Origin of the sequence: Brevibacillus choshinensis (assembly GCF_001420695.1) — a bacterium.
Taxonomy (GTDB): Bacteria; Bacillota; Bacilli; order Brevibacillales; family Brevibacillaceae; genus Brevibacillus; species Brevibacillus choshinensis.
In genome coordinates this window covers 37,785-55,629 of record NZ_LJJB01000007.1, presented here as the reverse complement: position 1 = coordinate 55,629, position 17,845 = coordinate 37,785, and the positions used below count along the sequence as shown (strand labels likewise).

Below are 17,845 nucleotides of genomic sequence, written 5' to 3'. Positions count from 1 at the left end.
CTCTTGGGCAAAATGTCAGTTCATGCCCTTCCATCTATCGAAAAGTTTGGCGTCTATGCCAAATTGATCAAGAGCTTTTCCAACGCTTTGGCTAACTATATCATCTAAATCTTTCGGTTTATGATAAAAGGAGGGAACTGGGGGCAGGATCACCCCGCCCATTTCTGTAATTAGGGTCATATGTCTTAAATGACTCAAATTTAACGGTGTTTCTCTTACCATTAATACCAGTTTCCTTCGTTCCTTTAGCTGAACATCTGCAGCACGAGTGATCAGTTCATCGTTGTAGCTATTCGCAATAGCCGATAACGTTTTGATTGAGCATGGCGCGACAATCATCCCGTCAACCTTAAACGAACCACTCGAAATCGCAGCGCCAATATCCTCCTGACTATACAATTGCGTGGCTAATTGCTGCACCTGATCGATCGTATAGGAAGTCTCGTGTTGAATGGTCTTTTCTGCTGCATTGCTTATGACAACGTGACTCTCAATTCCCAGTTGATGCAATACTTCTAGCGTTTTAATCCCATAGATTGCACCACTTGCGCCGGATATCCCAACCACAATTTTCATATTTTCCACCTGTCTTAGTTGTTATGTTTTATTGGAAATCAATAAAAACTGCACCCGTAATTAATAAAATCGATGCCAACCACATAGCTGCCAAGTAAGGAGTACTAAATTTCAGCCATTTTCCGTAAGAAATTTTAGAGAACGCGAGTAACGCGATTAAAGCTCCAGCTGTCGGGAACCACATGTGTGTGAGGCCATCCCCTAGCTGAAAGGTCAAGATGGCTATTTGTCTACTCAGCCCTACGATATCGGAAAGGGGCAGCATGATCGGCAATGTCGCCATGGCTTGCCCACTGCTGGACGGGATAAATAGGTTGATTAAGGTTTGGGCAAAAAACATGCAAATAGCAGTAAGCGTCTCCGGTAAGCCTTGTAAAATAGTAGCGAATCCTGAGATAACGGTATCTTTCACCTTCCCCAGTTCTAAAATGATAGGGATTGCCCGGGCTAGTCCTATTGCCATAGCGGCAACAAATATTAACTTTCCGCCTTCCAATAACTCTTCAGAAATTTTATTTGCATTGTAACCTGCCAGGATGCCCGCAATGATCCCTCCGAGCAAATAGGCAACAGACATCTCCACTAAACCCCAGTTCCAATTAAATGTACCGTATAAAACAACTGCTATGATACCCAGTAGAGTGATAAGGACACCTGCATGACGTTTGGTGAATGGGACCTTTTCCTTTTCCTCTTCCAGTTCATATTCCGAATGGGAACTGGATTCAAATACAAGGCTGGCGGTAGGATCTAATCTTACTTTTTTAGCGTAACGAAGAACAAAGAAGATCGTGATCGCCATAAAAACAAGGAAAATGAAGAATCGGTAGCCAAATCCAGAGAATAAAGGCAGTTCAGCTATTGTTTGGCCTACTCCTACTGAAAAGGCATTAGTCGGGCCTGATGACCATCCGGCAATAAGAGGGAGAAAGAGCACAGACATGCCAACTACTCTGTCATATCCTAGCGACAATGCAATCCCCATCGTGATTGGCGCAAAGGGAATAGCCGATTCCAGCATCGCTGGAAATCCACCAAGAAAACCAAAAAACAACATTAAAACGGCTAGCAACCATTCGCTTTTTTCCCGTCCAATTGCATCCGACACTCGGTAGATTGCTGCCTTGATTGCGCCGGATCCATCAAAAATCCGAATGGCGCCGCCGATGATAAATATCATGACAATTAACGTGGCTGCATCTGCAATGCCTTTTGGAATAGCTTTCAAGGCATCAAAAAATCCAACATTGGTCGATTCAATAAACCGAAAACTATCAGGTTGAATCACTGTTTTTCCATTCACGACTTTACTCGCATATTCACCGGCAGGGATGATATATGTCGCTATCCAGGTAATCAGAATGATCAAGAATAAGATGACAAATCCGTTGGGGAAGCTCAACTTTGCAAATTTTTGACGGCTCATTTTACCCACCTCAGGAAAGAGAGAACCTCTTTGTAGTTTTTTACCAAGTCCGAAAATGAGGATCTATAAACTATCACGTGTACTTCCTAGTCAAACTCTGGAGCGTTTTTAACATAACATTTCCCCCAACCTCAATGTCCTCCCATGATGTAAATTCGTCCGGATGGTGACTAATACCATCCTTGCTTGGTACAAAAATCATCCCAACATCCGTTATTGTGTTCATTGCATTCGCATCATGGTTGGCTCCGCTGAACATAGATTGACTAGGAATATGTGAGCTGCGACAAATCTCCTCGATACATGATTGGATCGTATCGGATATTTGGCTTGGATCCTTTTGCACAGCTACCGATATTTCGGCGTCCATATTTTTGTCGATCCAATCTCGAATGGACCTTTCCAAGGTCATCATTTCGTCTAGCTTACTGCCGCGAATTTCAATCATCAGTTCTGCTTCTCCCGGCACAACATTTGCGAGATTTGGAAAAACAGATAGTTCACCAACAGTTGCTACAATATCGCCTTTCGCTTGTACGGCAAGCTCATTTACTTTTTGGACCAGTCTGGATGCATCCACCAAAGCATCTTTTCTAAGAGACATCGGCGTTGTTCCTGAATGGCTAGCCCGACCATGTACCTGAACAAATAGTCTTCGTATTCCTGCAATAGATGTTACGACACCTATTTTTTTGTCGTTTGTTTCGAGTACACCCCCCTGCTCTATGTGCAACTCAAGGAAACAGCGATAGTCGTTGCTCGTTCGTTTCGAGGCGACAACATCCTCCCATGTATAGCCGACTTTTTTCAACTTCAATTCCAGTTCTTTTGAATACTCAAGCAAACCGGTTACTGCCCGACTTCCAAAAGTCCCTCCAAGAGGATTGGCTTCTTCCCCTACAAAACAAATTAATTCCAGTGGTACTTCGGGTTTATATTGATTTTCAATCAAGGTGTGCAGACACTCAAGCCCAATGATGACACCTAATGCTCCATCAAAAAGACCTCCTTCAGGAACGGTATCAAGGTGAGAACCGAATGCGATAGCGGGTCGATTTACATCACCCCATCTGCCAAATACGTTGCCTATATTGTCTTCGCAAACGGTTACAGGAAGCTGTGACAACTCCCTCTTGAGCCAATGAAGTGCTTTCTTTTCTTCTTGAGAATAAGCGAGTCTTGTATATCCCCTTTGACCTGAATTTGCTACTAATCCTACGGTCTGTAAGTTTTTCTTCACACGATCTAAATTAATCCTAAGATCTTGCATATTCGGCTCCCCCCAGACAAGGCTTTTCATTGCTAATCATTGTTTCGCAGCAGCACCAGCTACAAATTTTCCGAAACCAGGCTTGACGGTTACATCGGTGCCATCGTAAACGGTCGTGCCACGGACAATGGTTTGAATGATCTTTCCTTGCACTTCTTTGCCGTGAAATGGTGTCAGTTTAGAGTTGGAATGGAATTGGTTCTCATCGATTACCCACTTCGCCTCGGGATCGATGACAGCAAAGTCGGCATCATACCCGACGGCAATTTTACCTTTTCCAGGGATAGAAAATACTTCGGCTGGATGCTGCGCCATAATCTTGGCAAACTGAATCGGAGTACATTTCCCTTTCGCTACGGTTGCATCAAACATGAGCGGAGTCATGATCTCGACGCCAGGCATCCCGGAAGCGGATAGAAAGATATTATCGTTGCCAGGTTCCTTATGTTCCAGGCCCCATGGTGCGTGGTCGGAGGAAACCAGATCGATGTTTCCACGCTCAATGTGCTTCCACAATCCTGCTACTTCATCTGGCTGACGAAGCGGCGGGTTGTTTTTCGCTCTCGGACCGAACTTATCTAAAGCGCTTACATCGAGTAGTAAGTAAGGATAGCAAGTTTCTGCTGTTACCTGTACACCTTGCTGTTTGAACAGTTGAATCAAATCAATCGTCCGCGGATGGCTTACGTGTACAATGTGCAGCTTTACGCCTGTCCAATACGCGAACTCCATCAGCTTGAGCACGGCACTCGTCTCAGTGAGGGGCGGTCTGGTCTCGTTATGCGCCTTTGGATACACCTTATTTGCCTGCTTATATTCATCGATCATGTCTACGATTATTTCGTCGTTTTCCGAGTGGAAGGCTGCCCGCAAGCCAGTCTGTTCAATCAGCTGCATCGCCTTGAGGATCTCGGGATCAGGAATGCGTGGAAAGCGATACGCATCCGTTTCAAAGGTAGACATTTTAAAAGCAACGGCGCCTGCTTCGGCTAGTGGAATGATCTGCTCGGTCCCGCCTGTTTTGGCGATCGTTCCCCACAAGCAAATGTCTACCACGGCTTCTTGTTCGAGCTGTTGCACCTTTTTTTCAAAGATTTCTACATTGGAAATGGGATTCGGCAGGTCGTAGGGCATGTCTAAAAAAGTCGTGATGCCACCTGCTGCCGCGGACATGCTTGTGGGAATGAAACCCTCTTTTGGGTTGCTGAAACAGTGAACGTGCACATCGATGGTGCCTGGGAAAACATAAGCGTTTTCAAAATCGAGCACTTTGTCTCCATGTAGTTCCGCTTCCATAGGCTGGATGGTTGCGATTTTCCCATCCTTTACCCCGATCTGTCCCTGTATCACGCGATCTTCGCCAACAATCTTTCCTCGTACTACCAAATCGTACTTTTCCATTTCGTCTCCCACCTATCTTTACAGATAGCGCTGGATCGACTCCGCTGCTGATTTCAAATGGGCAACCAGTTCTGCTCCGTCCTTTTCGAGCATGCGGTCGCGTGGTCCGGCAATACTCAAAGATGCAGCTACCTGCTCATTGGAATCAAGAATAGGTACACCGTAGGACACTACCCCTTCATCGATTTCTCCGTCAGAGAATGCATAGCCCCTGTCACGAATGTCATCGAGGTCTGCTCTCAGACTAGCCAGGTCCGTGATGGTCTGTTCCGTATGTTTGCGGATATGTCCCTCGGTAAACAAGCCTTCGAGGACTTCTTCTCCCAAATAAGCCAGCAAAGCCTTGGAAGAAGCTCCACCGTATAACGGGACAATTTGTCCTTGCTCGGATGAAACCTTGATCGGTTGGTGAGAGGGAACTGCTTCGAGACAAACAGCTTGCAGATTGGAGTGCACCAACAAAATCGAAGTTTCCCCTGTTTCTTTGGTCAGCTGTCTCATGACGGGTTGGGCAATGGCAGATATGTTCATGTCCAAACGAACGATTTTCGCCAGTTTTAAAAAGCGGTATCCCAGGCTGTAGTAGCCATTGGCAGCTTCCATGACGTAACCCTTTTCTTTGAGCAGGCGCAAGTGACGGTAAACGGAGCTTTGGGGCTGACCCAATTGATCAGCGATCTGCGGAACGCTCAACGCTCTAGTGTCAAAATCGAATAAATCCAAAATGTCTAATGTTTTCTCAGCGCTCATCGGTATGCTTATCCTTCTTTCTTCTAGAAATATCCCTCCTAACAGATTAGCACATGAAAGAATCATGTACCATTATCAATATTTGATAATTGATTATCATTTATTAAATTTTATGTTTTTACTATAGCGTATGGCGCTTCAAAAACACAACTCATTTTTTCATTTGCCAGAAAATAAGCGACAAAAAAAAAGCCTCCCTCCTTGGCGGATGAGGCTTTCTCACGCTGCTTTTTTGCTCTCTCGCAACGGGATTCTCCATTTCACGATGACAGCTCCTACCATGAGGACGACACCGGCAAAAACAAATACATAGGATACAGAAAACTGTGCCGCAATAAACCCACCGATCAACGGTCCCATCAGATTGCCCAGAAATTGAAAGCTGGAATTGACTCCGAACGCTCTTCCAGAAATGAAGTCGGCAGACCGTTTTTTGATCAACGTCTGAATAGAAGGCAGCATTCCTCCCAGCAGGAGTCCGTGACAGAACCTCCACGCGTACAAGGGATAGATGGAATTCGTCCACAGCTGTGGCAGGATGACCAATCCCGTGCAGAACATGATGATGGGGAGCACCTTGCTCTGTCCGAAATGATCTCCCAAGCGTCCGAGCAAAGGCGAACCGATGATGTTTGCCACGCCCGTAATCGAAGTGACCAGACCTGCGAGAAATGCCAGGTTATTGACTTCACCCACGATTGATTTGACGAAGATGGACATCATCGAGTTGGTACTCATCGTGGCCGTCTGAATGGCAAATGTCGCAAAAAACAGGATGGTCAAATTGGGGTTTGCGAATACTTGGCGAAAAGAGCCTGTTTGCATATCCCCAGGGGCTGCTTCTATCCTGTCAGGCGGCAGGAACCATTTGACCAGCAAAACGGTCACGATCATCATTCCTCCGGTGACAGCAAATACTGTATGATAGCCAAACCAATCAGACAGCGCTCCTCCGAACAACGGTCCAATGATCCCCCCGCTCATGCCACCTGTATACAGAAACCCTAGCGCTTTTCCGAGATCTTCCCTTGGTGTCGTTTTCGATAAATAGGAGTAAGAGACCGTAATAAATCCGGAGAAAAAACCGTACACAAACCGCAGGGCCAACAAGTATAAAGGCGTCGAGCTGAAGAACATCAAAAGATTGATGATCCCCATCCCAATGCCTGCTCGCACTAGATTTGCCTTTTGCCCATATTTGTCTGCAAAGGCTCCCCACAACGGCGCCATAATGGCTGCGGATAAAAAAGTGGCCGAGAAGATCATCCCGGTCCACATACTGACTTCTTTTCCATGAGGTACTCCCATATCCATCAAAAACAGCGGGAGGAATGGCATGATCATACTCATCGAACCCGAGATGATAAAATTGCAGATCCAGAGGATTCGCGCATTTCTTTTCCAGCTCATCGGGTACATCCCCTAACGTTTGTGGAAACATGAGACAAAACCTGTACGGTACTTATTCTATGATACGAACAGTGCTTCTTTCGCTTTGTGGAAATCTTCTTTGATCTCGGACAAGACGGATGGGTCGACGATCAAGTCATACCCGACACCTGCTAAAGATTTTGCCGCCAACAGCACGGCTGCATGGCCCTCGTCGCTCAATCCTGCAGCCACCCATTCCTTTGAATGGCTGGAAGTTCCGAAGGGGACAAACTGCACACGCAAGCACGCCCCTGGGATTCGGTAGGTAACATTGGCGAAATCGGTGGAGCCCGTGCTTGTTCGAGGAGGAGATATTTCCTGGATCCCTGCCTCTCTCGCATTTTCCAGCATTAATTTGTTCAAGGTTTCCACATTGATTTTATTTTCACACGTCTTCAATTCATTGATCGACAGCTGTGTTCCCGTAGCGAGGGCAGCTCCACGTGCTGCATTATATACCCGCTCCACCACCGTGTCCAGATAAGGGCGATCCGCTGCACGGATGTAAAACTGAGCTGCTGCGCGATCAGGGACAATGTTCGGCACGACTCCCCCATCGGTAATCACACCGTGAATGCGTACGTCCGTCCGCACATGCTCTCGTAAGTATTCAATCGCATTGAACATCATGAGGACTCCATCCAGCGCGCTGATTCCTTTTTCCGGAGCAACCGCTGCGTGGGCCGCCTTTCCTTCAAAAACAAATTCAACCATGTTCATCGCCAGTGATTTCCCATCTACTGTCGTACGGTCTCCCCCATGCATCATGAGCGCTACATCCAACTGATCGAAAACGCCTGCTTTGATCATAGGCAGCTTTCCACTCGTCGTCTCCTCGGCTGGTGTACCATAGACGGCTATCGTAGCCGGTATGTCCCCTAAATTCCGAGCCAGCGCGATTGCTGCACCCGTGATGGAAGCCGCTTGCAGATTGTGGCCGCAGCCATGTCCTAGTCCTTCTAGTGCATCGTATTCACATAATAAACCGATGACAGGCCCGCCCTGCCTATTTTGATAGATGGCGGAAAATGCCGTTTCTAATCCTGCTAGCCCTGTTTCTACCTGAAAGCCGTGATTCGCCAATGTATGGGTCAAAAGTTCAACCGCTTGGAATTCCTCGTTTCCCAATTCAGGGTGGTCATGAATGAAATCGTTGATGGCAAGAATGGTCTCTCTCAAGTCGTCTACTGTTCTATATAGTTTTTCTTTTGTCGTATTCACACTTCCTACCTCCGTCTGTCATTCTTTTTAGCTGTATAAATGGCATGCCACGTAGCGTCCGTTGACTTCCTGGAACGCAGGCTTTTCCGTCCTGCAAATATCCATGCATTCGCTACAGCGGGGATGAAAGGTGCAGCCAGACGGCGGATTGGCTGGGCTGGGCACATCTCCCTGCAAAACGATTCTCTCTTTTTTGATCAACGGGTTGGGTACAGGGACAGCCGAAAGCAGTGCTTTGGTATACGGATGCATGGGAGAATCGTACAGATCGTTTTTGTCTGCCAGCTCTACGATTCTACCCAGGTACATCACGCCGACGCGGTCACTAATATGCTTTACTACACTCAAATCATGGGCGATGAACAGGTAGGTCAATTCAAACTGTTCCTGCAAATCTTGTAGTAGATTGATCACCTGAGACTGAATGGAAACATCCAGGGCAGATACCGGCTCGTCTGCTACAATCAGTTTTGGGTTGAGAGCCAGAGCTCGTGCGATCCCGATTCGTTGCCGTTGCCCCCCGCTAAATTCATGGGCATAGCGCTTGGCGTGGTAGCTGTGCAAGCCGACGACCTGGAGAAGTTCATCCACCCGCCGGTCCCTTTCTTTACCCTGATAGAGCTGATGAATCTGCAGCGGCTCTGCAATCAGCTCCCCTACTGTCAGCCTTGGATCGAGCGAGGCATACGGATCTTGAAATACCATTTGCAAATCTTTGCGCAGCTTTCGCATTTCCGCGCCCTTCATGTCCAGCAGGTTTTTCCCTTCGTACAGGACTTCCCCTTCTGTCGGCGAAAGCAGCTGCAGGATGGTTCGCCCCGTCGTGGATTTCCCACAGCCACTTTCTCCCACCAAGCCGAGCGTTTCTCCTTTGAATATCGTAAAGTCGAGACCGTCTACTGCCTTGACATGGCCGACTGTTTTTTTGAACATTCCTTTTCGGATGGGAAAGTACTTCTTCAAGTTTTTGATCTCAACCAACGGCTGTTTCATGTCGCGTGTCCTCCCTATCATTTACATGGAGCCAGCATCTGCTCAAATGCCCTTGCTCCACTTCAACCAAACGGGGAGCTTTTTGCCGACACAACTCCGTTGCGAATTCACATCGGGGAGCAAAGCTGCAGCCATCGCGAATGGTACCTGGGATGGGGACATTCCCTTTGATGGAATACAGTCTTCTTTCGGCTGACTCCAGGCTCGGAATCGATTTCATCAGTCCTTGCGTGTACGGGTGCTGCGGTTTGGTAAACAGGGTGACGACGTCCGCTTCTTCCACGACTTTTCCTGCGTACATCACGATCACTCGATCACACATTTCAGCCACGACACCCAAATCATGCGTAATCATCATGATCGCAGTGCCCTGCTTTTCTTTCAAATCCCTCATCAGGTCCAGAATCTGCGCCTGGATCGTCACGTCCAGAGCAGTCGTCGGTTCGTCTGCAATCAACAGCTTTGGATTACAGGCCATCGCCATAGCGATCATGACCCGCTGCCTCATACCTCCCGATAGCTGATGGGGATATTCGTCCACGATTTGCTCCGGCCGAGGAATCCCTACTCGCTTGAGCATTTCGATTGATCGCTCACGAGCCATCTGTTTGCTTACTTTCATATGGATCTCGACGGCTTCTCCAATCTGCTGCCCAATTGTAAATACCGGATTAAGCGAGGTCATCGGCTCCTGAAAAATCATGGCCATTTCGTTGCCACGGAGTTCTCTCATCTCCTCGTCACTCAGAGCCAAAATGTCCTTTTGCTGAAAGGTAATGGAGCCTTCGACGACTCTACCTGGTGTCAGGCGCATCGTCGTCAGAGAGGTAACGCTTTTCCCGCAACCAGACTCCCCAACGATCCCTACCGTTTCCCCTTCGTAGATCGAGATGTCCACTCCATCGACCGCAGGGACAACGCCATCATCTGTATAAAAATAGGTTTTCAAGCCTTTGATTTCGAGCAGTTTGTTCTTCAAGTCGGTGCCTCCCTTTGTCACAGCTTCATCTTGGGGTCGAGAGCATCACGCAAGCCGTCCCCTAGCATGTTGAAAGCCAGAACCATAAACATAATGGCCAAACCGGGGATCGTGCTCACGTGCGGGGCTGTCCGCAAATATTCTCTTCCTGTGCTTAGCATGGCTCCCCATTCGGGTGTAGGGGGCTGAGCTCCCATCCCTAAAAAGCTGAGACCCGCAGCCGTCAAAATCGCAGTCGCGATCCGCATCGTAGATAACACGATAATCGGCGCGATACTGTTGGGCAGAATGTGCTTCCAGATGATGAACAAATGGGTGCCTCCCATCGCTCTGGCAGCTTCGATGTACTCCTTGTTTTTGATCGAAATGACCGAGCTGCGTGAAATGCGGGCAAAGGTCGGAACAGAAAAAATACCGATGGCAATCATGACGTTGATCATGCCCGGACCAAGTACACTGACAATCGCCAATGCCAAGAGAAAGCTAGGAAATGCCATGAAAATATCCATGATCCGCATCACCAGCGAATCCACGAATCCACCGAAATAGCCCGAGATGGTCCCTAGAGCCACGCCAAAAACAATCGAGATCAACACGCCTACGATTCCGATCATGAGGGAGATCTGTGCGCCATAAATGACTCGCGAAAAAATATCGCGCCCGAATTCGTCTGTACCGAAGAAATAATGAATCGAAGGAGATTCCAGCATCACCTGCATATTTTGCTCGAACGGATCATGAGGAGCGATCCACGGAGCAAAGATGGCGACCACGAGAAATACGAGCACCATCCACAGTCCTGCCATTGCCCGCCTGTTCTTTTTGAAACGATTCACAATCATTCTCCACGGGGAACGAGCTGTGTACGTTGTTTCGATCGAAAGGTTGTCCGCTGGTGGGACTACGACTTCTGTCTGACTCATGAATTTGCTCCTCTCTAATCGTATCTGACTCTGGGATCTACGAGACTGTAACAAAGGTCAACGATCAAATTGACGATGACAAAGATCGTGGCAACAAACAGAATGCTGCCCTGGATTGCTGGGTAATCCCGGAATTGGATGGACTGGATAATGAATCTCCCAATACCGTTCATGGAAAATACCGTTTCTGTCAGTACGGCTCCTCCCAATAGATGACCAAATTCCAGTCCCACGATCGTAATGATCGGAATGAGCGCGTTTTTCAGCGTGTGCTTGTAGATCACCCACTTTTCTTTGACACCCTTGGCTCTCGCTGTACGAACAAAGTCTTGATGGATGACCTCCAGAATGCTGGAGCGGGACAATCGGGCTAAAATAGCCGAGGAAGACAGACCGAGCGCCACAGCAGGAAGGATGAAGTATTTAAAGCTGTCATTACCGCCGGACGGCAGCACCTGCAAGTAATACGAGAAGATTAAGATGAGCATCAATCCGAGCCAAAAAATCGGCATGGAAATACCAAACAGCGAAAACATCATGGTTGCGTTATCCCTTTTGCTATTGGGCTTCGTCGCTGATAAGATTCCGGCTAAAAGTCCGACAATGATCATGATGATCACGGAGATAAAGGTGAGCAAAATGGTGGTCGGGAATCGGGAAACGATTTCATCCAAAACAGGGCGGTCCGAACGCAGCGATGTTCCGAGATCGCCCTTTGCCAGCCCCATCACATACTCTCCGTACTGGACGTGCAACGGTTCGTTTAACCCCAGGCGGTCACGAACAAGAGCAACCTCTTCTTCACTCGCTTCATTTCCCGCGATCATTCGGGCCGGGTCTCCCGGAACGGAGTGAATGAGAATAAAGGTAGCGATGGATACACCGATCAAAGTTGGGATCATCTGCAATACGCGTTTGATTATATAGCTGAGCAATTGGGTGCCTCCTTCGCAAATCGATTAGAAAACTTGGCTTTGCCAAGCCTTGGCGCGGACGAAGCCTTAATTGCGCTTATACTATCATCCTCAGAATTTTTATACTTTCTGATAGTAAAATAAAGGATCAGGGGATAGACGCCTATCCCCTTCCCACTCTTGTTTCCTGTTTATTTTTTGACGGCGTCACGCAGGATCAGACGCTCGTTGCTCCACGAGTACACACCCTCCACGTTATTGCGCACGCCAGAGGTCTGCTTGTATTCCACTAGGAAAATCCACGGTGCTTCTTCTTTGATCAGAGCCAATGCCTCGCTGTACAGCTTTTTGCGTTCATCCTGACTCGAGGCTTTCATCGCTTTGTCAATCATGTCATCCAGCGCCGGGTTGGAGAATTTGGCGTAATTGCTTGCGCCGCCTGTTTTCAAAATCGGTCGCAAAGCCCAGTCCGCGTCATTCGTAGAGGCACCCCAGCTGTTGACTGCCAGATTAAACTCGGCATCTGGACTCTTGATCGCTTCCTGAAAAGCGCCCCATTCCCATTTTTGGAACACGACGTTGAGTCCTACTTCTTGCAGATTGCCTTGGATATACTCGGCGATTTGACGGTCCATGAGGTAGCGGCCCTCTGGTGTCCACAGCTTGATGGTCGTTCCTGGTTTCACGCCTGCTTCTGCAAGCAGTTGCTTGGCCTTTTCTGGATCGTATGGATAGGCCCCTACTGAGGTGTGGCCCCAGATTTTTTCACCAAACGCTGCATCCAGCACTTTGGCTTGGCCTGCCATGATCTTGTTGACGATCGTCTCTTTGTCCACTGCGTAGTTCAGCGCTTGACGAGCTTTGACATTATCGAATGGTGCCTTTGCGGTATTGATGGAAATGTACAAATTGCGGGAGCTCGGCTCGATCATAACCTTGAGTTTGTCATTTCCTTTGAGGCGTTCCACATCGGATGTCACGACTGGCACGATCACGTCGGCCTCACCCGTTTCCAGCATGATGGAACGAGCGGAATTTTCCGTTACGGGCTTGAAGGTAATGGTCTTGATTTTCGGTGCCCCGCCCCAATAGGCTTCATTCGCTTCAAACACCATCTTCGTTCCTGGCGTCCATTCCTTTAATTTGTAAGGACCAGAGCCGACTGGGGATTTACCCACGTCTTTTCCTTTTTCCTGCACGTTTTTCGGACTATGAATACCGCCGTTCGTATGAGCAAACGAAATTAATGCTGGGCCAAACGGGAATTTCAGATCAAAGCTCACCTGAAACTCACTATCCACCGTTACTTTATCAATGAACTCCGCATACAACGAATAACGGGCCAGCTTGTTTTCTTTGTTGAGTACGCGATCAAACGTAAACTTGACGGCTTCCGCATTGACTGGCGTACCATCCTGGAACTTCGCATCTTCACGGAGCTTGAAGGTGATTTTCTTGCCATCGGGCGAAGTTGTCCATTCCTTTGCCAGCTGTGGAACGATTTCGTTGTTTTTATCCAGCGTGACCAGTTTGTCATAGAGAAGCTCGTTGGCATTGTTGGAAATACCGTCACTCGTGTCCTGTGGGTCCAACGTTACCGGTTCCGTACTGAAAGCCACCACCAGTTCCTGTGACGCGCCCCCTGCTCCCGCTCCGGTCGAATCGGACGTGTTGCCACAGGCTGAAACAGCAAGTGTGAGTGATAACAAAACGGCTGACCATAATCGTTTCATTTGTTTTCCCCCTCATATCTATGGAATGGTGCTCGTGATTCCTGTTTCATGATGAAAAGCTGTAGCACTTATACTCGTATTGGTGTGGCGGGCCGATCGCGATCCACAGATTCCCTTTGCTCGGTTCAGCGATCACGGATGCAAATGTGATGGAATCCCCAAAATCGCCTGGCATTCGACACAAGGTGTGTGGAGCCGTTTCACGATCCCGCAACAGCTCTTGCATGGCTTCTACATCGAGCTGCCCATGCTTGCTCTCTAGCAGGGTCCGCATACGCTGCAGACGAACACGGGAGTTTTCCAGGTCCTCCCCTGTTTTGCGCTCTTCCCCTACCATGCTCTCGGCAACAAAATGATTGGAGTGGGCGAGTAAGCCATTTACCGCTTCGATGGCGGCAGTATGAGTAGGGACGGTTTCCAGATCCAGACTCTTCCCTGTCTGATCGAGCAGGATGAGATTTCTGGAGGAGGCCCGATGAACGCTTTGCACCAAGGCTACTGCTTCATTCACGGATGTTTTCGTCAATGCAAGCCGTGAGAGCAAGTAGCGCGGGAAGCCGATTCTCCAACCATCACACACGAGAAAGTTGGCAAACACGCCAAGACCAGCATCGTTAATCCCGATGTACGATACTTGCCCAGCAGGCGTCAGCATGAGACAAGCAGGCCCATCATTGGGTACATATTCCACGACAATCCCCACTTCCGAATAAAAGGCAGGTAGGTCCGCATTTTGTCCAATGAGCGGCGCACCGTCCTTGGAAGCCTCTGGTGACACAGCAAAGGTCGTGCATTCATCCGTCGTATCGAAATGGTGATAGATTTCGGCACGAAGCTGGAGAAAATACGCCTCGCCCAACGAGATCCCTGAGCCTTCCGCAATCCCTTGGATCTCCTCGTCAAAAAATGGCGCATACTCCTGTACGAATGGTCTATATTTCAATGCCTCCTCTTCCAATGCTCGCATGGAAGGGATCTGCACTTTCGAACGCAAACGCTCAAGTGCGTAATCCCGATGCTTTTGGATCAGCGCGGCACATGATTCCCCGTATTGCTGACCGATCTCACGATGAGTTCCACTAAATCGATAGTAAGGAAAAGACTTGGTTGACCTGCCTCCATTTTCAAACTGCTGCCCTTTTTCCATAGTTGATCTCCTCTTCCTTGAGTCTGATTTTTGCTAGACAACTGCATCCCGTGTAACGCTTACATAAAAATATAAGTTCAAACAAAAAATAAGTAAAATTCATATTTTCTTAAACTGTGATAAAATTTTTATATGAAAGAAAATTTAAACTTTTCATGTAAGGGGATCTTTCCATGGATGACAAAGACTGCAAATTACTGCTGCACGTCTATGAAGAAAAGAACATCACCAGAGCCGCTGAACGCATGCATATTTCGCAGCCAGCGTTGAGCTATCGACTGCAGCAGCTGGAAGCGGAATTCGGCATGCCGATCTTCATCAAGCACGGGAAAGGAATCAAATTTACACCGGAGGGAGAATATCTGGTTGGTTTCGCCAGAAAAATGGTGCTTGAATTGCGGAAGGTCAAAGACCACATGTCCAATATGGCCAATGAAGTAAAGGGTACCTTGAAGCTTGGTGTCTCCAACCACTTTGCTCATTACAAGCTCCCTCCACTGCTAAAAAGCTTCTTGGATGGCTATCCCGATGTAAACATCACATTGGAGACAGGGTACAGCTCTACCATCTATCAACTACTCAACGATGAAACGGTAGACGTAGGCATTATCAGTGGAAACTATCAATGGTTTGATCAAAAATATTTAATCTATCGCAATCGCATTACGGTTATTTCCAAAGAAAAAATCAATCTGGATGATCTTCCTAACCTGCCTAGAATTCATTATCGAACTCCCCGTCATACGGCAAATATTAAATACAAAACCGATCTTCTTTTACCACAGGTGATCGAGGACTGGTGGCAGGAGAGATTCACTCAAGCACCCACGTACTCCATGCAGGTCGATAACGCCGAGTCTTGTAAAGAGATGGTCCGATACGGCTTCGGGTACGCGATTATTCCGCGCACCTGCCTAAAGCAGCACGATAATTTTCATACCATCGACTTGTCCTATCAGAACGGTCAGGAGCTTTCCAGAAACACGTGGATGCATTACAAGGAGGCTTCTATCCAATCCTCTGTGGTCAAAACGTTCGTCAATTACATAAAGGCTTTTTATTTATTGGATGGCCCAGAGGAAGCATCCCCTACCCCATAACGGGGAAAAGGAAAAAGAGACACGCTCGCCTTCTTACAGGCAAATAGCGTGTCTCTCATTTTTGTGAGGGGCTGGCCGTCTTACTCCTCCGGCACCCTCATATTGCGTGCGATATACAAAACCGGCGTCGATGCCGCTGAGACGATGAATTTGATCAGGTAGGTGGTCAACAAAATCTCCCACCAAACGTCCATGGGGTACACGCCCAAAAACGCAATCGAGCAAAAGGTGATCGAGTCCAGCATCTGACTGAACAGCGTGCTGCCGTTGTTGCGAATCCAGAGCTGATTCGGGCCAGGACATTTTTTCTTCAGCCATGAGTAGATTTTCACGTCGACAAATTGGCTGAGCAAATAGGCACACAGGCTGCCCAAGGCGAGCCGTGGCATTAAGCCAAATAACGTTTCCAACGCGCCTTGCGAAATATCCGACTCCTGCGGTTCAAACAACAGGACCAGCTGCATGATGATTGTCGTGGCGATCAAGGTGAAAAATCCGAACCAGACTGCTTTCTTGGCTGTCTTTTCCCCGTATTTTTCATTCAGCAGATCGCTTGTCAAATAAATCGATGCATAGATGGTATTGCCGAGCGTCATGACCAATCCGAACATCTCGATTGTTTTCACGACCTGAATGTTCGCCAGCACCGTAGCCATACCAAGCCACGCGTACAGACCCATTCTGCCGAACAGGCGGTAGCAGAGCAGAAACAGCCCAAAGTTGACCAGGGCAAATCCCACTCCCAAACTCACATTAAACATAGATAATGCCTCCTAGTTTTGATAACGCGGGAGTTTACGAACCGCGGCCCTTTTTGGGCATTTCATCATTGTACTTTTTTTCAAATACCTTGGCAATCCTTATCCTCCATCAGTATCGAAACAAAAAGAAGCCCGCATCGGCACGAACCGTCACGGACTCCGTCATCATTCATTTATTTTTCGCGTACAGCCAGTTGTAATAGCTAGCGTGTTTCATTTCATCTGTCATGATCTCAAAAATGGTATCGCGGTATTGTGAAGGAATGTACTTGTAGATGACGCGATATTTTTCAAATGCCTTCAGTTCCCCCATCAGCGCTTGTTCGATTCCGTCCAAATAGCTGGCGGGCTTCTGAAAGGTCTCTCCCTCACCTGTTATTGGCGGACGCTGACCCGTTAGCTGCGTGTAGATTTGGCGGAACAGACTGCGGTGCTTTCGCTCGTCATCACGAATTCCTGTAATTACTTTCTTTTCCTGTTCCGTTGGAGCGACGCTGAGCAAGTAGTCGTAAAACAGCTCGTCGTGTCGCTCGTCTGCAATGGCCTCCTGGATGAGACGAATGACGATTTGCATTCGCTCCTCACTTTGATCATGCGCAACTGGCTGCACATAAGGTACATACGAAGAGTAGGAATACGGTCCATACCAATACCCGTTCATCTTCAAACTCCTTTGTAGGCTTTTTAACAGGGTATTCACCTACCATCGTATGAGAGCCTGCCTACCCTCATCCCATTCTTTTACCGAGCGCATGACGGAGGGAGTATTGTTTATTCACTCACTTTCACGCTTTCCGGCTCTGTGCTATTTTCTCTGCCTTCTCTGCCTGATCGAGGTACTCAAAAAACCCGACGCGATTGCCCCACGGGTCTTCGAAGGTTGCCCATTTGACTGGCACTTCTTCCCGTTGATAGATCTCAAACCAGTCCACCTGCAGCTCGCTCATCACGCGCTCACGCTCCGCTTCCAAATTCTCGATCCCGACCCGCAGCGGACCGCAGCCAGCTGTTGGCACTCCTTCGGCTACCTGCAGCCAACAGCCAGGAATCAGCTCCCACTCGGCAAAACCCTCATGTGGGATGAAGTCAGGCTCACGTCTTAACAAGGATTGGTACCAGGCTTGTCCTTTCTCTATGTCTGTGACGCGGATTTGGACGGTCATTTCATACATGATCATGTGGACGACTCCTCTCGTTTTCCTTCCAATTCGTTACAGTCA

Annotated in this window: 17 protein-coding genes; 1 reads left to right on the top strand and 16 read right to left on the bottom strand. The window is 48.1% G+C overall.

Going from position 1 to position 17,845, the window contains the following annotated elements; genetic code table 11:
• Positions 1-15 precede the first annotated feature (15 nt).
• The 13 genes from AN963_RS00305 to AN963_RS00245 form a co-directional block, all read right to left on the bottom strand.
• A complete protein-coding gene (locus AN963_RS00305) occupies positions 16-576 on the bottom strand; it encodes a UbiX family flavin prenyltransferase (RefSeq protein ID WP_055742581.1) in 561 nt (186 codons plus the stop codon).
• A gap of 28 nt (positions 577-604) precedes the next feature.
• Positions 605-2,002 carry a YfcC family protein gene (locus AN963_RS00300; protein WP_055742580.1) on the bottom strand — a complete coding sequence of 466 codons (1,398 nt, stop codon included), beginning with the start codon at positions 2,000-2,002 and terminating at the stop codon, positions 605-607.
• Positions 2,003-2,075: 73 nt separating this feature from the next.
• Positions 2,076-3,272: a Zn-dependent hydrolase gene (locus tag AN963_RS00295; RefSeq protein ID WP_055742579.1), complete on the bottom strand. Its 1,197-nt coding sequence runs from the start codon at positions 3,270-3,272 to the stop codon at positions 2,076-2,078.
• Positions 3,273-3,308: 36 nt separating this feature from the next.
• Positions 3,309-4,673 carry a dihydroorotase gene (locus AN963_RS00290; RefSeq protein ID WP_055742578.1) on the bottom strand — a complete coding sequence of 455 codons (1,365 nt, stop codon included), beginning with the start codon at positions 4,671-4,673 and terminating at the stop codon, positions 3,309-3,311.
• A gap of 18 nt (positions 4,674-4,691) precedes the next feature.
• A complete protein-coding gene (locus tag AN963_RS00285; RefSeq protein WP_055742577.1) occupies positions 4,692-5,423 on the bottom strand; it encodes an IclR family transcriptional regulator in 732 nt (243 codons plus the stop codon).
• A gap of 219 nt (positions 5,424-5,642) precedes the next feature.
• A complete protein-coding gene (locus tag AN963_RS00280; RefSeq protein WP_055742576.1) occupies positions 5,643-6,833 on the bottom strand; it encodes an MFS transporter in 1,191 nt (396 codons plus the stop codon).
• Between the two features lie 57 nt (positions 6,834-6,890).
• A complete protein-coding gene (locus AN963_RS00275) occupies positions 6,891-8,075 on the bottom strand; it encodes a M20 family metallopeptidase (RefSeq protein WP_055742575.1) in 1,185 nt (394 codons plus the stop codon).
• Positions 8,076-8,102: 27 nt separating this feature from the next.
• Positions 8,103-9,068 (bottom strand): ABC transporter ATP-binding protein, encoded by a 966-nt coding sequence (locus tag AN963_RS00270; RefSeq protein WP_055742574.1) that lies wholly within the window; start codon positions 9,066-9,068, stop codon positions 8,103-8,105.
• Positions 9,049-10,047, bottom strand: a complete 999-nt coding sequence (locus AN963_RS00265) for an ABC transporter ATP-binding protein (protein ID WP_055742573.1) — start codon at positions 10,045-10,047, stop codon at positions 9,049-9,051. Before AN963_RS00265 ends, AN963_RS00270 begins: the two co-directional genes overlap by 20 nt.
• A 17-nt stretch (positions 10,048-10,064) precedes the next feature.
• Entirely contained in the window at positions 10,065-10,970 is a 906-nt protein-coding gene (gene nikC, locus AN963_RS00260) for a nickel transporter permease (protein ID WP_055742572.1), read from the bottom strand.
• Positions 10,971-10,984: 14 nt separating this feature from the next.
• Positions 10,985-11,905, bottom strand: coding sequence for a nickel ABC transporter permease (nikB, locus tag AN963_RS00255; protein ID WP_055742571.1), 921 nt, complete (start codon positions 11,903-11,905; stop codon positions 10,985-10,987).
• 170 nt (positions 11,906-12,075) lie between these two features.
• Positions 12,076-13,617: a glutathione ABC transporter substrate-binding protein gene (locus AN963_RS00250; RefSeq protein WP_055742570.1), complete on the bottom strand. Its 1,542-nt coding sequence runs from the start codon at positions 13,615-13,617 to the stop codon at positions 12,076-12,078.
• Between the two features lie 46 nt (positions 13,618-13,663).
• The gene (locus tag AN963_RS00245; RefSeq protein ID WP_055742569.1) at positions 13,664-14,764 is read right to left on the bottom strand and encodes a C45 family autoproteolytic acyltransferase/hydolase; all 1,101 of its coding nucleotides are present in this window, start codon (positions 14,762-14,764) and stop codon (positions 13,664-13,666) included.
• A 173-nt stretch (positions 14,765-14,937) separates the two neighbouring features.
• Between AN963_RS00245 and AN963_RS00240 the strand changes: the two genes are divergently transcribed.
• A complete protein-coding gene (locus AN963_RS00240) occupies positions 14,938-15,864 on the top strand; it encodes a LysR family transcriptional regulator (RefSeq protein ID WP_055742568.1) in 927 nt (308 codons plus the stop codon).
• Between the two features lie 80 nt (positions 15,865-15,944).
• On the opposite strand, the gene AN963_RS00235 is transcribed toward AN963_RS00240, so the two are convergent.
• The 3 genes from AN963_RS00235 to AN963_RS00225 all read right to left on the bottom strand — a co-directional run bounded on the left by AN963_RS00235 (position 15,945) and on the right by AN963_RS00225 (position 17,800).
• Positions 15,945-16,625: a queuosine precursor transporter gene (locus tag AN963_RS00235; protein WP_055742567.1), complete on the bottom strand. Its 681-nt coding sequence runs from the start codon at positions 16,623-16,625 to the stop codon at positions 15,945-15,947.
• A 169-nt stretch (positions 16,626-16,794) separates the two neighbouring features.
• On the bottom strand, positions 16,795-17,286 hold the full coding sequence (locus tag AN963_RS00230) for a ferritin family protein (protein WP_083496740.1): 492 nt from the start codon (positions 17,284-17,286) through the stop codon (positions 16,795-16,797).
• 124 nt (positions 17,287-17,410) lie between these two features.
• The gene (locus AN963_RS00225) at positions 17,411-17,800 is read right to left on the bottom strand and encodes a VOC family protein (protein ID WP_055744389.1); all 390 of its coding nucleotides are present in this window, start codon (positions 17,798-17,800) and stop codon (positions 17,411-17,413) included.
• Positions 17,801-17,845: the final 45 nt, after the last annotated feature.

What these genes read in the sequence shown, in the direction of transcription:
- AN963_RS00300 (WP_055742580.1), bottom strand. Translation starts at nt 2,002, where the DNA reads ATGAGCCGTCAAAAATTTGCAAAGTTGAGCTTCCCCAACGGATTTGTC.
- AN963_RS00290 (WP_055742578.1), bottom strand. Translation starts at nt 4,673, where the DNA reads ATGGAAAAGTACGATTTGGTAGTACGAGGAAAGATTGTTGGCGAAGAT.
- AN963_RS00245 (WP_055742569.1), bottom strand. Translation starts at nt 14,764, where the DNA reads ATGGAAAAAGGGCAGCAGTTTGAAAATGGAGGCAGGTCAACCAAGTCT.
- AN963_RS00235 (WP_055742567.1), bottom strand. Translation starts at nt 16,625, where the DNA reads ATGTTTAATGTGAGTTTGGGAGTGGGATTTGCCCTGGTCAACTTTGGG.
- AN963_RS00285 (WP_055742577.1), bottom strand. Translation starts at nt 5,423, where the DNA reads ATGAGCGCTGAGAAAACATTAGACATTTTGGATTTATTCGATTTTGAC.
- AN963_RS00280 (WP_055742576.1), bottom strand. Translation starts at nt 6,833, where the DNA reads ATGAGCTGGAAAAGAAATGCGCGAATCCTCTGGATCTGCAATTTTATC.
- AN963_RS00230 (WP_083496740.1), bottom strand. Translation starts at nt 17,286, where the DNA reads ATGAACGGGTATTGGTATGGACCGTATTCCTACTCTTCGTATGTACCT.
- AN963_RS00250 (WP_055742570.1), bottom strand. Translation starts at nt 13,617, where the DNA reads ATGAAACGATTATGGTCAGCCGTTTTGTTATCACTCACACTTGCTGTT.
- AN963_RS00295 (WP_055742579.1), bottom strand. Translation starts at nt 3,272, where the DNA reads ATGCAAGATCTTAGGATTAATTTAGATCGTGTGAAGAAAAACTTACAG.
- AN963_RS00240 (WP_055742568.1), top strand. Translation starts at nt 14,938, where the DNA reads ATGGATGACAAAGACTGCAAATTACTGCTGCACGTCTATGAAGAAAAG.
- AN963_RS00305 (WP_055742581.1), bottom strand. Translation starts at nt 576, where the DNA reads ATGAAAATTGTGGTTGGGATATCCGGCGCAAGTGGTGCAATCTATGGG.
- nikC (WP_055742572.1), bottom strand. Translation starts at nt 10,970, where the DNA reads ATGAGTCAGACAGAAGTCGTAGTCCCACCAGCGGACAACCTTTCGATC.
- AN963_RS00270 (WP_055742574.1), bottom strand. Translation starts at nt 9,068, where the DNA reads ATGAAACAGCCGTTGGTTGAGATCAAAAACTTGAAGAAGTACTTTCCC.